The 14937-nt window shown below is 48.1% G+C and carries 17 protein-coding genes; 9 read left to right on the top strand and 8 right to left on the bottom strand.

Annotation, left to right across the window (positions count from 1 at the left end; all coding sequences use genetic code 11):
• Positions 1-256: 256 nt before the first annotated feature.
• The 5 genes from HP399_RS09155 (at position 257) to HP399_RS09135 (ending at position 4337) form a co-directional block, all read left to right on the top strand.
• Positions 257-1084, top strand: coding sequence for an amino acid ABC transporter substrate-binding protein (locus HP399_RS09155; RefSeq protein ID WP_173618614.1), 828 nt, complete (start codon positions 257-259; stop codon positions 1082-1084).
• 80 nt (positions 1085-1164) lie between these two features.
• Complete coding sequence (locus tag HP399_RS09150; RefSeq protein ID WP_173618615.1) at positions 1165-1998, top strand: amino acid ABC transporter substrate-binding protein; 834 nt, start codon at positions 1165-1167, stop codon at positions 1996-1998.
• The gene (locus HP399_RS09145) at positions 1985-2680 is read left to right on the top strand and encodes an amino acid ABC transporter permease (RefSeq protein WP_173618616.1); all 696 of its coding nucleotides are present in this window, start codon (positions 1985-1987) and stop codon (positions 2678-2680) included. Before HP399_RS09150 ends, HP399_RS09145 begins: the two co-directional genes overlap by 14 nt.
• A 17-nt stretch (positions 2681-2697) precedes the next feature.
• The gene (locus HP399_RS09140; protein WP_173618617.1) at positions 2698-3432 is read left to right on the top strand and encodes an amino acid ABC transporter ATP-binding protein; all 735 of its coding nucleotides are present in this window, start codon (positions 2698-2700) and stop codon (positions 3430-3432) included.
• Between the two features lie 530 nt (positions 3433-3962).
• A complete protein-coding gene (locus tag HP399_RS09135) occupies positions 3963-4337 on the top strand; it encodes a YybH family protein (RefSeq protein ID WP_173618618.1) in 375 nt (124 codons plus the stop codon).
• A gap of 89 nt (positions 4338-4426) precedes the next feature.
• Here the strand turns inward: HP399_RS09135 and HP399_RS09130 are convergent, their stop codons facing one another.
• Both HP399_RS09130 and HP399_RS09125 read right to left on the bottom strand, forming a co-directional pair.
• A complete protein-coding gene (locus HP399_RS09130) occupies positions 4427-5197 on the bottom strand; it encodes an ANT(4')-I family aminoglycoside nucleotidyltransferase (RefSeq protein ID WP_173618619.1) in 771 nt (256 codons plus the stop codon).
• A 164-nt stretch (positions 5198-5361) separates the two neighbouring features.
• The gene (locus tag HP399_RS09125) at positions 5362-6285 is read right to left on the bottom strand and encodes a LysR family transcriptional regulator (RefSeq protein ID WP_173618620.1); all 924 of its coding nucleotides are present in this window, start codon (positions 6283-6285) and stop codon (positions 5362-5364) included.
• A 143-nt stretch (positions 6286-6428) separates the two neighbouring features.
• Between HP399_RS09125 and HP399_RS09120 the strand changes: the two genes are divergently transcribed.
• Positions 6429-6908 (top strand): DinB family protein, encoded by a 480-nt coding sequence (locus HP399_RS09120; RefSeq protein WP_173618621.1) that lies wholly within the window; start codon positions 6429-6431, stop codon positions 6906-6908.
• A 40-nt stretch (positions 6909-6948) separates the two neighbouring features.
• Here HP399_RS09120 and HP399_RS09115 read toward each other — a convergent pair whose 3' ends face one another.
• Both HP399_RS09115 and HP399_RS09110 read right to left on the bottom strand, forming a co-directional pair.
• Complete coding sequence (locus HP399_RS09115) at positions 6949-7464, bottom strand: DUF3841 domain-containing protein (RefSeq protein ID WP_173618622.1); 516 nt, start codon at positions 7462-7464, stop codon at positions 6949-6951.
• Positions 7465-7586: 122 nt separating this feature from the next.
• Complete coding sequence (locus HP399_RS09110) at positions 7587-8138, bottom strand: nitroreductase family protein (RefSeq protein ID WP_173618623.1); 552 nt, start codon at positions 8136-8138, stop codon at positions 7587-7589.
• Between the two features lie 157 nt (positions 8139-8295).
• Between HP399_RS09110 and HP399_RS09105 the strand changes: the two genes are divergently transcribed.
• On the top strand, positions 8296-9012 hold the full coding sequence (locus tag HP399_RS09105; protein WP_173618624.1) for a GDSL-type esterase/lipase family protein: 717 nt from the start codon (positions 8296-8298) through the stop codon (positions 9010-9012).
• A gap of 45 nt (positions 9013-9057) precedes the next feature.
• Here HP399_RS09105 and HP399_RS09100 read toward each other — a convergent pair whose 3' ends face one another.
• Entirely contained in the window at positions 9058-9840 is a 783-nt protein-coding gene (locus HP399_RS09100) for a SagB/ThcOx family dehydrogenase (protein WP_173618625.1), read from the bottom strand.
• A gap of 125 nt (positions 9841-9965) precedes the next feature.
• Between HP399_RS09100 and HP399_RS09095 the strand changes: the two genes are divergently transcribed.
• Positions 9966-10847 carry a LysR family transcriptional regulator gene (locus HP399_RS09095; protein WP_173618626.1) on the top strand — a complete coding sequence of 294 codons (882 nt, stop codon included), beginning with the start codon at positions 9966-9968 and terminating at the stop codon, positions 10845-10847.
• A gap of 21 nt (positions 10848-10868) precedes the next feature.
• On the opposite strand, the gene HP399_RS09090 is transcribed toward HP399_RS09095, so the two are convergent.
• Together HP399_RS09090 and HP399_RS09085 are read right to left on the bottom strand one after the other, a co-directional pair.
• On the bottom strand, positions 10869-11648 hold the full coding sequence (locus HP399_RS09090; protein WP_173618848.1) for a GNAT family N-acetyltransferase: 780 nt from the start codon (positions 11646-11648) through the stop codon (positions 10869-10871).
• A 239-nt stretch (positions 11649-11887) separates the two neighbouring features.
• On the bottom strand, positions 11888-12751 hold the full coding sequence (locus HP399_RS09085; RefSeq protein ID WP_173618627.1) for an alpha/beta fold hydrolase: 864 nt from the start codon (positions 12749-12751) through the stop codon (positions 11888-11890).
• Between the two features lie 45 nt (positions 12752-12796).
• On the opposite strand from HP399_RS09085, the gene HP399_RS09080 reads away from it, so the two are divergent.
• Complete coding sequence (locus HP399_RS09080) at positions 12797-13723, top strand: helix-turn-helix transcriptional regulator (protein WP_173618628.1); 927 nt, start codon at positions 12797-12799, stop codon at positions 13721-13723.
• 92 nt (positions 13724-13815) lie between these two features.
• Here the strand turns inward: HP399_RS09080 and HP399_RS09075 are convergent, their stop codons facing one another.
• Positions 13816-14898 (bottom strand): glycoside hydrolase family 15 protein, encoded by a 1083-nt coding sequence (locus tag HP399_RS09075; RefSeq protein WP_173618629.1) that lies wholly within the window; start codon positions 14896-14898, stop codon positions 13816-13818.
• Between the last annotated feature and the right edge of the window lie 39 nt (positions 14899-14937).

Raw genomic sequence — 14937 nt, 5'->3', positions numbered from 1 at the left:
GTGCCCACGCGACGTAGCGGCTACCACTTTTGCGTTTCCCCGCGAATCCCTTCGGAGCGGACAGTCTCACCCCCCAGCAGGACGGAGCCTGGAGCCTAGACTGGAAATATTCTTCTCCCCACCGCAGCTACATAGAGCCTTCTTCCTTTTAATTCATAGTAATCGAATAGGATTTAACAATTTAAAGATTGACAAAGGCATGAACGACCACTACTATGAATCCATGAAATCCGATTAACATAAAGGGGATTACAACATGAAAAAAGTCATTCTGTCTACCTTACTATCTTGTCTGCTACTGGGAATGGTTGGATGCAGCACTTCCGGTTCTCCTTCTCAGCCGAATAATACGACTCCGCCAGCTGATCAAGCAGCTTCGCAAAATTTGCTAGAAAAAGTGAAAGCCGAGAAAAAACTCGTCATTGGTACGGAAGGTACATACTCTCCGTTTACGTACCATGATCAATCGGGCAAATTGACCGGCTATGATGTGGAGGTTGTCACAGAAGTTGCCAAGCGGCTCGGTGTAGAGCCTGTGTTCCAGGAAACCCAGTGGGATGCCATGTTTGCGGGACTCGACTCCAAGCGCTTTGACGTCATTGCCAATCAGGTAGGAATCCGTCCTGATCGTCAGGAAAAGTACGATTTCTCCAAGCCATATACGATTTCTCGCGCGGTATTGGTGACTCACAAGGACAATAACACCGTCAAAGACTTCAAGGATATCAAAGGATTAAAAGCCGGACAATCCATGACCAGCAACTACGCTGACCTCGCACGCGCCAATGAGGCGGAAATCGTCGGTGTAGACAATTTTAATCAAGCGATTGACCTGATTGCACAAAAACGCGTGGACGTTGTGCTCAACGATAATTTGTCGGTGCTTGATTTCCTGAAACAAAAGCCGGATACGCCAATCAAAGTTGTGGCGAAAAATGCAGATGGCCAACCAACCGCTTTCATGTTCCGTAAAGGAAGTACAGAACTAACCGACGCGATTAACAAGGTGCTCGATGAGATGCAGCAGGACGGCACCCTTTCCAAAATTTCCGTCAAATGGTTCGGCGAGGACATCACGAAGTAATTATTAGGCGTTGACAAAATTGTCTGTCCCTTTTAGTATGTTCCTATTAAAATTCACATCGGTTTAGTGGGGGTTATTTTATGAAAAAACTATTATTTTCACTTCTCGCTTCCACTCTGTTAGTCGCATTGGCAGGTTGCGGGTCGTCTTCAACTGGACAACCACCGCAAAACAGTGCCGCTCCTGCCCCAACAGAAGAGAAAAAAGAACAAAACTTGTTGGAAAAAGTAAAAGCCGACGGTAAAATTCTGATCGGAACCGAGGGCACATACGCGCCGTTTACGTTCCACGATCAGTCTGGCAAGCTGACGGGCTATGATGTGGAGGTCGTCACAGAGGTAGCGAAGCGCATCGGCGTAGAGCCTGTGTTTCAAGAAACACAATGGGATGCGATGTTCGCTGGACTTGACTCCAAGCGCTTTGATGTCGTAGCGAATCAGGTAGGCATTCGCCCTGATCGCCAGGAAAAATACGACTTCTCCAATCCGTATACCGTATCCACAGCGGTCCTTGTCACCCATAAAGACAACACGACCGTAAAAGGCTTCGAGGATATTAAAGGTTTGAAAGCAGCGCAAACATTGACGAGTAACCTCACCGATATCGCGAAGAAAAACGGAGCGGAAATCGTCGGTGTGGAAGGCTTTAACCAAGCGATCGACTTGCTTGTTTCCAAGCGTGTAGACATTACGATTAACGATGGGATTTCCCTGTTGGACTTCATGAAGCAAAAACCTGATGTTCCTATCAAAATTATCGCAAAAGATCCGAACGTAGCGAAAAACGGCTTCCTCTTCCGCAAGGGCAGCACAGAGCTGGTTGATGCATTCAACAAAGCACTGGATGACATGACGAAAGATGGTACCCTCGCAAAAATATCAGAGAAATGGTTTGGTGCAGATGTCTCTAAGTAGCTTCTTTGAAAACCCAGAACGCCTGAACCGATGGATCGATATCGCGCAAAGCTCCTTTCTTCCTCTGCTGAAAGGAGCCTTGCTCTATTCTTTGACAATCGCCATCGCTTCCTTTTTCATTGGTCTGATCATTGCGGTTCTCACTGCGCTGGCACGCCTATCCGGCATAAAGCCACTGATTGCCATCGCCCGCTTTTATGTATCGATCATTCGCGGTACTCCTTTATTGGTTCAATTGTTCATCATTTTTTATGGCTTGCCGAGCATCGGCTTGATGATCGATCCGATACCGTCGGCAATCATCGGCTTCTCTCTCAGCGTCGGTGCCTATTCCTCCGAGGTGGTACGTGCCGCGATCTTGTCCATTCACAAAGGGCAATGGGAAGCAGCCTACTCCGTGGGGATGACCTACTGGCAAGCACTGCGCAGAGTCGTGCTCCCACAGGCAGCTCGCGTCTCCATTCCTCCTTTGTCCAACTCGTTTATTAGTTTGGTCAAGGATACTTCCCTGGCTTCGGTCGTTCTGGTACCAGAGATGTTTCGCAAAGCCCAAGAAGTCGTCGCTGCGACATATGAGCCGCTGCTCGTCTATGCGGAAGCGGCCCTTATTTACTGGGTGATTTGCTTCGTACTCTCTATTATCCAGGATCGCATCGAAAACAAGCTGGACCGTTATGTCTAAAAAGCAGGTGAAAACGCATGATTACGATCACAGATGTGCATAAACAATTCAACACCTTACATGTACTCAAAGGCATTTCCCTCTCGGTGGAAAAAGGAAAGGTAGTCGTTATCATCGGTCCTTCTGGCTCCGGGAAAACAACCTTGCTTCGCTGCCTGAATGCACTTGAGGTTCCGAACAGCGGCAGCGTCCAGATCGGCGACGTCAAGCTGGACTTTTCCAAAAAAGTAGAGAGAACGAGTATTCCGAAGCTGCGAAAGCAGACCGGGATGGTGTTTCAAAACTACAATTTATTCCCGCATATGACAGCCGTTGAAAATGTGATGGAGGGGCCTGTCACTGTCAAAAAAGAAGACAAAGAAAAAGCACGTGCGAAAGCCGCTGCTCTCCTGACAAAAGTAGGGCTCGGTGACAAGCTGGACCATTATCCTGCACAGTTGTCTGGTGGACAACAGCAGCGTGTAGGCATTGCTCGGGCACTGGCGATGGACCCGCAAGTCATGCTATTTGACGAGCCTACCTCCGCTCTCGACCCGGAGCTCGTTGGGGAAGTGTTGAAGGTGATGAAGGAGCTTGCCCAGGAAGGGATGACGATGATCGTCGTCACTCACGAGATGGGGTTCGCTCGGGAAGTTGCCGACGAGGTTATTTTCATGGACCAAGGCGTCATCGTGGAGCGAGATACACCTTCCAATTTGTTCGCAAAGCCGCGTGAGGAGCGCACACGTCAGTTTTTGCAGCATTTGAAGTAAGGACCAGAAAAAAGACTCTGTCTCTTGTATGAGAGCACAGAGTCTTTTCTTTGGAATATTACCTTAGTCATCAATGAAGCAAATCACGAGAAAAATAATAATGAGAATCCAAATGAACCCGCCACCAAAAAAGCCGAAACCACCGCGATCGCAACCCATAATTTACCTCTCCTCTCATTGAAATCAGATGGAAGCACCGATCTGCTGGCAAGGATCGGTACTCCATTCAGCTTATGACAACCGCATCTCTCCTGTATGGATGCCTGTCTATCCCAGTGATTAAAAAGAAAAAAACGGGTGCTTGCCCTCCTCATTTATACAAAACCTAAAATTAACAAATGCTTCATGTTCTCTCTACTCTTCCTTAACATCAGACAACTATCATGAATGTGTCAGACCCTACGATGGACATTACGTCCTCCATTTCCGCCCGAATAGCCCCCTTCTACATCGGGCGGGCTTTTTTTCTTTGCCGCAAGCATATAAAATATGGATAAATAGACCATTTTTAGCGGAGAGAGGGATCATTTGTGGAAGGGTATAAACAGGCGTTAGCGCAATATATTGACGCTACCAATACACATGACTTTGCCAATGTAGAAAAAGTACTTCATCCGAATGCCATTTACTGGTTTTCCAACAAGACTTGTACATCCTTGAGTGAGATCCGCGCTTACTTTGAAAATGCATGGCATCTGATCAAGGATGAAGTCTATGCGGCTACGGATGTCCAGTGGATTGCTGTCGATCAAAGGTCCGCTAGCTGTGTATATACGTATCAATATCAAGGCTATTACAACGGGGAATTCGTCACGGGAAGTGGTAGAGCCACGAATATTTTTACGAAAACAGAGACAGATGAATGGAAGCTCATTCACGAGCATCTGAGCGGCAAAGTTGAGTAAGCCCCAAAAATAAAAGCCTCGCTAGGTAGCAAGGCTTTCTTGGTAAGTCGAGACCCCTCATGCAAGGGGTCTCGTTTGTTTTTTATCGATTAAAAAGGGATTCTCTCTGAATGAATCACATACTGATGCTGTGCAGCCCACTCTTGGAGACCCTCCCAGAATGCTTCGCAAGCGCTAACGATTTTTGCTGAATCAGTCAGATCCCCCGCCATCACCAATCTAGCTACCTGATCGAATCCAGCCGGACGATGTGGCAATTCCAGCGCTTCCGGCAAAACCTTGGCCCCTGTCGAGTAAAGCTGTCGGTTATGCAGCCCGATCAACATCGCACCGTATTGGGCAAACTCCATAGCCAAGTAGGGCAGATAGGTATGTGGGCCGTTTAGATTTACGTTTCGCAACTTGCCAATAAACTCGTACATTTCCCCTACGAGAATACCGTTGATTCCCTCTGTGAACTCTTCCTGCGCTGGTGATTCTGCTGCTTTTTTGAGCGTTTCAAAAAAGCCCTTCGGATCATATAGACTCAGCGGAGAAAAGAATGGGCCATGTGTCAGCGGCCAATCATCCTCGACCGTAGCGGCAGTGTTCAGCAAAACATCTGCACTGCATACATTCACTTCAGCCTTCCAAGGTCCCGCTGACCATTCGTAGCTAAATTCTATTTCTTCCCCTGATTCTTCTAGTACACAAAACATCTCGATATCCGAGTAAGGGCCGTCTGTCCCTCGAGAAACGGAACCATACAACCCAATGGCGAGAACTTTTTCTTTGTATACTTCCTGTAATCTCGCAGCAATTTCTTGGCAGGTTTGAAATCGTTCACTTCGAGATATTTTTATAGGTCCATTCATGTTCATTTACGTACATCTCCCTTGATATATTTTGGGGTAGCTGACACAAATACATGAATGGAGGACCTCGGGATTAACGGGGGACTTTTTTTGGATGCATGTGAACTTCCTCCCATCGACCAGATCGTAAGGTTCGTAATGATATGCATTTTACCAAGGAAAGGAAAGTCTTACGAGCGATTTTTATTCGTAGTGGGAGCATGGGCGTTGTCGATAGCCGATTGAATATATGTTTGTAGCGTACCGATGAAAGTACGAGCGGCGAACCCCATATATTTGTCCCTGCGATAAACTAGACAGATGTCTTGGCTGGGTGTCGGATGCAAGAGGCTGATGATCGCAATCTCGTCGTCGTTTACGTTTTGCAGCAATAAGCTAGGCAGGATACAGCCCCCGATCCCCTTTTTTACAAGAGTCAATAGAGACAGGAGTGTGGTCGTCTCGATATGAGGCTGCAAACGAAAGCCTTCCTGTAAGCAATAGCGGTTGATGAGCTGTCTCGCTTGATGATCCGGTGGAAACATCACCATTTTTACATCTTGAAGCTGCTCAAGCTTGATTGCCTTTTCCTTGGCAAGTGGATGTGCGGTATGAACCGCCAGTGCAAACTCTTCGTGAAAAAGCGGAATGACAGTGATTCTCTCATCCGGCTCAGGTAACACAGTCACGCCCAAATCAATCTCGCCGGATGTGATTTGCTCCACTATTCTTGTAGACTCAATAACGGATAAGGATGTTTTCGGATACAAGCGGTGGAATTCTACAAGAAGAGCATCAAACAACAAGTCGGCATCGCCAGGCAGGACACCGATCGTGAGTGTGCCCCCTTCGCTGTTTTTCATGGCTGCAATTGCTTCACGTGCGTAGTCGATATGGGAAAAAACATGCCGACTCTGTTCCAGCAATACCTTTCCTGCTTCCGTCAGCGTGATTCGCTTGCCTAAGCGATCAAACAGCGGGACACCCAGCTCACTCTCTAAAAACTTGATTTGCTGGCTGAGATTGGACTGCGAGGTACACAGCTTTTCTGAGGCCCGGGAAAAATGCATTTCCTCACATATTGCCATAAAATACTCCAATTGCCTGAGCTCCATTGCTTCACCTCATGCGCCTTATCATTTTTACTAATCATCCTAATCGGAAAAGCATGATTGTTGCGATTTCCCCTACGACGTACACTTTAGTTGACGGTAAGAGCACTGTCAATCATAGGAAAATGATAGGGAGGTTTTGTCTCATGTCTCAAAGCCTGATCACTACAGCCACATCCGTTCGTCAAATTGGCCTGCAACAGATTCCCATGATTCCTGAGGAGCGATTGGATGTTCAATCCCCCGCTTTTTCAAATACACTTCGCTGGAATATCGGGCATATCGTCTTTTGTTTTCAGCATTTCCTTTCCATCGGCTTGCCTTATCAATCTGACCTGCCCCCTTCTTTCGCTACTCTTTTTCAGACGGGAACGAAGCCTTCTGACTGGACGACTGCACCACCTTCGAAAGATGAGCTGATTCACTACTTGTCCGTACAGCTTGAACGGTTGTCCTCCGCCACCCCTGACCAGCTAGAGGCAGCTTTGCCAGCCCCTATTACAATGGGTCGCTTCCAGTTTACGACGGTAGGAGAAGTCTTTAACTTTGCCGTCATGCACGAGTCCATCCATCTGGGGATCATTTCAAGCATGGTAAAAGTCGTAGGACTGGAAGCATCCAGATAATCACGAAAAAACGAGACCTTCCCATGGTCTCGTTTTCCCATTACCTCGCGATAAAGTACTCGACGCTTTTTACGTTCGCTAGACTTATTTTCCCCGTTGTCCCTTGTAATTCTCTATCCTCGTCTGCATCCCAACTGGAGTCTCGCTTTCTATCCCACGCAAAGATACGTTCCCAGCTTTCCTCTTTTGAAATCATCCCTTTTCCTTGATCGTAATCTTCATACTCTTGTTCACTGTTAGCTAGGAAGTCATTATTTAATACCATGTGCCATTCATCATAGTCAGATAGTAAAACCGATTGTTCATCCAATTCAACTTTGATACGGACGAACTTTACACCACTTTCAAAATAGCCTGTACCCCTCAAATCAGGTTTGTTCACCCACAACCATATTGGATATTCTCCCTCATATTTTGACAATCGCTTCTTCATCTGGTGAATCATCCATTCATATTCTTTAGGGAAGATCGCGTAGTCTCGTTCCCCTTGCAAATATCCCCGATCTTGAGACATATGCCATACTTCTTGGTTTTGTAGCGTCCAAAAAACTCTCATACCCTACACCCTACTCCCATATTTCAAGTCGAGCTCATTAAGCAACGATCAAGCAATAGTGTAACCGAAGTCGTGCAGTCTACACAAAAAAACGAGACCTTCGAATGGTCTCGTTTTTTCGTTTATTCGAACCGAGTGAACTTTTCTTCGGCAGATGTACGTGTGCGTGCTGCTGGTACATTTTCCTGATCGAAAAAACCGAGGTGCAGGAAACCAACGACTTTCTCTCCTGGTGCAACACCCAAGATGGCGTGTGCCTTCGGGTCCCAATTGTGTGCGTTTGTTTTCCAGACTACGCCTAATCCACGCTCCCATGCGAGCAATTGGAAGTTTTGAATGAGAGCAGCCGTCGCACTGAAATCTTCTTCCCATTGTTTTTGGCGCGGATCTTCTTTCATGATAACAACCAAATAAGCTGCCGGTTGGTTGTACATGTCTCTGCGCGCCTGATGGGCTTCTGAAGGATAGCAGGTGATCAACTTCTCTACGAACGCTTCTTTTTTCTCTGATGATACAAACATAAATCTCCATGGCTCACGAATACCATGGTTCGGCGCGTACACTGCGTCATTCAACAGCTCTAGAACAAGTTCTTCCGACACAGTATCTGTTTTATAGTCTTTTTTAATAGAGCGGCGCTCTCGAATGATTTTGGCAATGGACACAACGGTCACCCTCTTCTCTTAGACTTCCACACTTTGATAATGGTTATCAGTCTTATTCAGAACATATGTTATCGTGTACACTCGGCAAAATCAAGTAAGAAGTAAACGAAACTGCACACTACACTTACAGGGATATGGTAAACTTTTGGACGAGGAGGGATGTAGCTTGGTCGAACAGCGCCCAGCTCTCATAAAGCCCGGATTTTTCAGTATCGATGCGCCAGCAGACAGACGACGTAACGAATTTGACTTTCATAATGAAGCGCTGCTCTTCCATCAGCAGCCAGTCGATTTTGTTTTTTTCGGCGATTCCATCACGCATTGGTGGGATCTCGCTACCTTTTTTGGCCGGTCCGGTCAGACGATCGTCAATCGCGGGATCGGTGGTGACACAACCGAACAGGCCCGCAGACGTTTTGTCGCGGATGTCCTTCAATTGAAGCCACGTTACGTCATGATCATGATCGGGATTAACAATACGTGGGCGTTGGACACATTCTTGCCTTCCGACCGACTGACACCCCAAGAGATTTGCCAGCAGGTGACCACTGATGTAGAAGCAATGGTGCATGCGGCTCTCGAGCAAGGCATCCAGCCCATTCTTTGTTCCCTTTTGCCTACATGTATGGACCGATACGCACGCAACCGTGAGCGAAACGAGCTCGTCATCACTATCAATGAACGGTTTCAAGCTATTGCTGAACAAGCAGGCTGTCTCTATGTCGATTATCACTCCCGCATGACGGACGCAGATGGCATCACACTGCGCAAGGAATTGGCTGACGACGGACTTCATCCGCATGTCCTCGGCTACCAGCTCATGGCGACCGTTCTGCGCGATACACTTTATGCACATGACATCGCACTTGGCACACCATCCTGAATGAAAAAAGGATGCGGCTTCTTATGCCCATCCTTTTTTTACTGCTTATTCCGGTCGACGGTCCGTCAGCCAATGACCACCTGCGATTTTGCCCACTGATGCCATCAAAACAGACATATGAGACTTGCCATCGATGCCTAAATATTCGTTCATGTCATGATCCATCCAGTGACCAATCGTCGTTACCCCAAGCCCCAGCCCGTTTGCTACCAAATGCAGGTTCTGCGACACGTGCCCGGAATCCCACCAAATATAGCGGTACGCACGTTCTTTGTATTTGTCTTTCGTGCGATCCACCATCGCTGTCCAAACGAAATTGACAGCAGCCCGTCTCGTCACCTCTTGTTCTTCTGTGAACAGATAGGCGATCTCGGAAGTGTCTTCTCTCTTCAGTCCCTCCAAGCACCAATTCTGTACATCCAGGTGATACAGACCTTTCTCCAGTCCCTCTACGTTGTTAATCATCAGGTACGTCTCAATCGGATACAGGGCACCGGCAGACGGCGTCGTGCGTAACTGATAGTCTCCCATATCATCTGTGATGCCCTGTGTACCCCACAGCAGGAGATTCAATTCGTTAAGCGTCATGGGTTGCTTCAAGAAATTACGCTTGGATCTTCGATTGGCGAGGACCTCCCACAAATCGACGGTCGCTGGAAACTGCGGCTTGCCCAAATCAATGCGGGCAAACACCTCTTCATAGCGCAAATACGTCGCTGGTCTTTTCGAAAAATCGTAACGAGAGGCCCAGCCTTTTTCCAGCTCGCCCACCCGGTAAGAGGTCGCCTCGATAAATTCATTTGCAATTCGCTGCCATTCGGGATGCATCTATGTTCCTCCTCGTATTTTCTTGGTGGTGATGCCTTTTACTATACGAAGCTCTTTTCCATTAGTAAAACAATGATTTATAATATTTTTCATTAGATAAAACTAATGAAAAGGAACGAGGATACATGACGCTTACCCAACTGCAAGTGTTTGTCGCCGCAGCAAAAGCTGGAAGCTTCACGCGGGCAGCAGAAGAAATCGGCTTTACGCAATCCGCCGTCTCGCAAATGATACAGTCCCTAGAAAAAGAGCTAGGCGTCAGTCTTTTTCAGCGAAGTCGCAGCGGGATCACTCCAACGAGCATCGGAGAGCGAATGCTTGCGCACGCTCGCGACATTTTGAACATCACATCCTGCATGACGGAGGAAGCAAACGTGGCCCGCGGGATTACGTCCGGCACCCTGCGTATTGCCTCGATCCCCAGCGTCGCCTCCCGCTTTTTACCTGGACTTTTGGGCAGCTTTCGCAAGCGGTTTCCTACCGTGGACATCCTGCTTTTGGAAGGCGATAGTGATGAAATTAGCAACTGGCTGCACAGCTCAGTTGTCGACATTGCCTTTACCGTCATGCCTGATAAGGACATGCAAACCTTGCTGCTCTTGCAAGACGAAATGATGGTCATTTTGCCAGATACCCATCCGTTGAAGGACAGTCAAACCCTTCGTTTTTCCGAAATCGCGGAGCGTTGTTTTATCATGCCAAAGGATGGCTGCATCCGAAAAATGCTGCAAGAGAATCACATCAACCCAACGGTTACGTTTGAAGTGCGTGAGGTGTATACGATTTTGACCATGGTGCAGGAGTATATCGGCGTCACCATTATGCCTGAGCTGTACATGCCACCTGTCATCCCCAAAGTCGTAGCGATCCCTCTATCGCCGCCGATTACAAGGGAAGTGGTGCTCGCGGTGCGCAACTGGCAGTCGATCTCCCCACTCACGGCAGAGTTCGCCGTTCACAGCCAGCAATATGTAAAAGGCATGGACTTCACGCCAACGAGCAAGTAGCCCCACGAACAAAGCCCTCGCCTATTGGGATTGGCGGGGCTTTTGGTGTGCGAGAACCTCTGTTAGCCATTTTTCAAATTTGTTAGCACTCATGATTTCATGTGCAATAAATTCACCCTGATAAAACAAGCCAAAGGTCGTCCATATGACAGGCGCGTTCTGTGCTGCTTCCCTCGTTGTCAGCTTGTACGAATGAAAGGGAACACTTTTCGCTTCCGCTACTTTTCTCAACTCTTCCAAAACACCAACAGCAAATGGACACTGTGCTGTGTAATAAATGCTGACGCCATTCTCCTTTGAAGAAGTCGGTCCTGTTTTATAAAAGGACGGCATAGCAGCTTGTTCATTCCATTTCCATACCACTAATTGAAAATACGGTTCTGCTTGATCTGCCAGTTCAAACCCCATATGTTCAAAAAAACGTCTTTCACTCAAATACGGGTACTTGTTCTTCCCTACGATATGAACGATTCCGTCCAAGCCACGTTTGATGGCATCCTCCTTGCAATGATGTAACAATTGTTTCGCATACCCGTTCTCTTTATATCTGCCAGACACCCACAAGCAGTTGATATACATATAATTGGGCGCTTCAATTGGAACCCATGCCATTTCCGCAGGCAAGTATTCAATAAACACTTTTGCCCGCTCATCCAAGCGATAAAACACCAACCCTTCATCCATTCGCTCTGTCAACCACTTCTTCTTCTCGGCTACTGCATGCTCGTATTGTTTTGCACCTAATGCACAGCATATGTGCTCCGTTTCTATATTCTTTTTCGTTATTTCTATATATCCCATTTTCTTCCACATCCACCTTTCCTCTGCTTTTATCTACTATCGCGGACGATTTGACCCAGTCTTTCGATACCAGATTCAAAATCGGTGATTCTATATAAAAGTGGTTGGTTTTTTGATAGCCGAGTGGTTGCAGATATTTTACCACTTCTTACTTACTATGGAAAAGAAAGAAGAATCAGTGAATAGCTGGTGGCGTTGTGACGCTTGTCGGTGTCCTGTTCGCAACGATGAAGCCTCGGTTATCCAGAAGGACCGTCAAGCACCAAACCTCTTAGAAACGCCAGTATTTCCATACTTGTCGCTAGTGGCGCATCGATCGGCATCAAGTGCTTGGAGCTTGGAATGACTACCGTTTTGCTTTGCGGATGCCTCGTAACCTTTTGGATGAGAGAGAGCTTCACATCGAGCTTTGGCTCAGTCTCCGCCGGGAGAAACAGAACCGGGCATCTCATTTGTGCGTAGGCATCTTCATAGTGCCAATCACAGACTGTCTCCATGATTTGAAGGTTAATCGCAGTCGGTATCTGATACGTGATCAGACCATCAGACAGCGGGTAGATCGTCACATGCTGAAACCATTTTTCGTAATACGGGTCCCACGGATACCAATGCTCCCTCGCATATGGAGCGAACTCATCTCGATGCTGGAACGCTGGCACTGGACGCTTGCGATACTGCTCCAAAACTTCAGCTTTTGATCCTTCCCGTTCGCCATTTGGGCCCACAAAATCAATCATGCCTGAATCCAGATTGATCAGTGATCGCACGCGGTCAGGGTACCTCGCTGCAAAAAAGGTGGCGATATCTCCGCCGAGAGAATTGCCAATCAGATGCACTCTTTCTACCCCAGCATGGTCGAGAACTGCCCGTATATCCTCACATTGCGTTCTGATATCGTAGCCAGTAGCCGCATGCTCTGATTGGCCATGCCCACGCAGATCCATACAAATGATGTGGAAATTCTCTGAAAAATAAGGTAACATGTCGTTCCAGATGGACGAGGTCCCGCCTTGAGGGTGCAAGAACAAAATGGTTTCACCATTTCGTGCACCTTCCAACACATGCAACCTTGTCCCCTGCTGATAAACTGTCAGTGATTTCACTTTGACTCATCCTTTCATTCGTTTTAGCTAAAGCGAGGAATACGTATGAACCGAACAGGTCGTTTACTAGAACTGCTTGCGCTTTTCCACACAGGAAAAACCTTTACCGTGGGTGATTTAGCCAATACGTTGTCCGTGTCCAAACGAACGATGCTGCGTGACTTGCACTTGCTCAGCGAGGCTGGTGCGCCTTTGCAAGCTTCCCCCGGTCCTGGCGGTGGTTACAGGCTGATTCGATCCCATCAGCTAGCGCCCCTTGCCCTCACGACAGAGGAAGCCGTTGCTCTGATTTTGTCGTATGAAGCTCTTCTCGCCTACACGGACAAGCCTTTTGCAAAAGAAACCTTGTCTGTGATCGCCAAGCTGCTCGCGAGTCTTCCAACAGACGCTTTGACTAGAGTAGAGCAGCTACGCAAAAAGCTGCGGGTGACGAACCCGAGCAGAAGTGTGGAGGCGCCCTTTTTGCGACCGCTCTTGGATGCTGCTCTTTCACAACAAGCTGTGGAAATTGCGTACGACTCCCTGAACCGACGAAGCACCCGCATCATTCAACCCGATTATTTGTACGCTTTCGATGGCTACTGGTACTGCAAATGCTTCTGCTTTCTCAGGCAATGCACGATCAAGCTGCGCGTTGACCGCATCCAAACCATGACGATTGTGGATTCCCCTTCTGTCGTCCTTGATCCGCATGTCTCACAGAATGATGAACGAGAGCAGCTTCCCCTGGAAATTCGCTTGACGAGAAAAGGCTGCAAACTAGCCGAAAGCCACCATCCATTCGGCAATCAGATTACGCTTCTGGCAGATGGCTCCGGCTTCATTACCGATACCGTCACGCCCTCCGAAATAGATTGGGTTGCCCGGTTTGTACTCAGTCTGGGAAGGGAAGCAACAGTAGAGGAGCCTGCTGAGCTAATCGACTGGCTGCATAAAGAGCTTCATGATCTGTATCATTTTTATCCTGGTTGAAAGCCACTCTGTTCGGTCCTGAACTGAGCATAGCAACAAATGGTGTCAATCAATGTCAGTAATAAGAAAAACCAGGAAGACCTTCTTCCTGGTTAGTGCTGAATGCCAAGCTCTGCCGCCAACACGAGAAACATCGCATGCGACCAAAGGAGCGGCACAGCAGGATAGCCTGCCCTCTCCACCCACATCTCATAATGAGCCGGAGAAAGCAAATGCTCCTGCACTTGTTCAGGCAGTCCGCTCGTTTGCCGCTGGGAAACAATCCACGCTGCTATCTTTTCGGCTTCTTCACGCCTGCCCGTTTTCACGTAATACCAGCCCAACCAAGCGGATAATAGCAACCACTGCCCTCCGCCGTAATACGTATCGACCGGGTAGCGATGCACGCCGTATCCTACGCGCAACTCCTCTTCTATGGCCTGCACAGTTCGGATCATAAGCGGATCATCCACATCGACGATCCCATACGGCAGTGCCAACCAGAGCAGACTTGCATCTACAGAATGGTCCCCGACAGATTTTATCAATCGCCCGTTGGCTGTACCATGCTCGCGTATGAATTGGCGAATGGTCTCTCCTTCTTGAGCAAGTTCGGAAGCTCGGTCGGACAAATAAGGCTCCATCGCCTTGATCCCGGCATAAATGGCTCCTAGCGTCACTGGGTGGATTCGGTCTCCTCCCTCTTCCCAGCAATCATAGTTAGGGAGCTGCCAGCACGCCACTACATAGTCAATCGTCAGTTCAATAGATGGCTTCAGCTCGTGAACCAAGTCATGATCCCCGCTCATCCGCACATGTTCTGCCAGCCCCCACAGCCATGTCCCGTAGCCATCGAGCTGAAAGCTGCCCCATTCGCCTGCTACTTCTTCTCCGTCTGCTGTATAGCGCGTATGCAAAAAGCGGTCGTTCCCCGCATCATTTTTGTCTAATCCTGTTTTTACTGCCGAAATGGCTGCTCTTGCCTTTGCCTCATGCTTTCGGATCACATCATCGCACCATTGGTAAAACTTGCGGGCGCTGTCATGGTTGCCGGTACGGTTCATCGCGTAGGCCGTAAATGTTCCATCGCGGAGCCACGCATACTGATAGTGGATAAATGCGGGTGAAGCGAGATACGCCCCCGTACTCGCTTGATGCTGAAGGATCAACTTTACACTTTCCTCGATCAGGGTCATGGTTATCCCCCCTTATTCGGACAAGCCGACTTCGCAACA

Source organism: Brevibacillus sp. DP1.3A, assembly GCF_013284245.2.
Classification (GTDB): domain Bacteria; phylum Bacillota; class Bacilli; order Brevibacillales; family Brevibacillaceae; genus Brevibacillus.
This window is presented reverse-complemented; position numbering and strand designations above follow the sequence as displayed.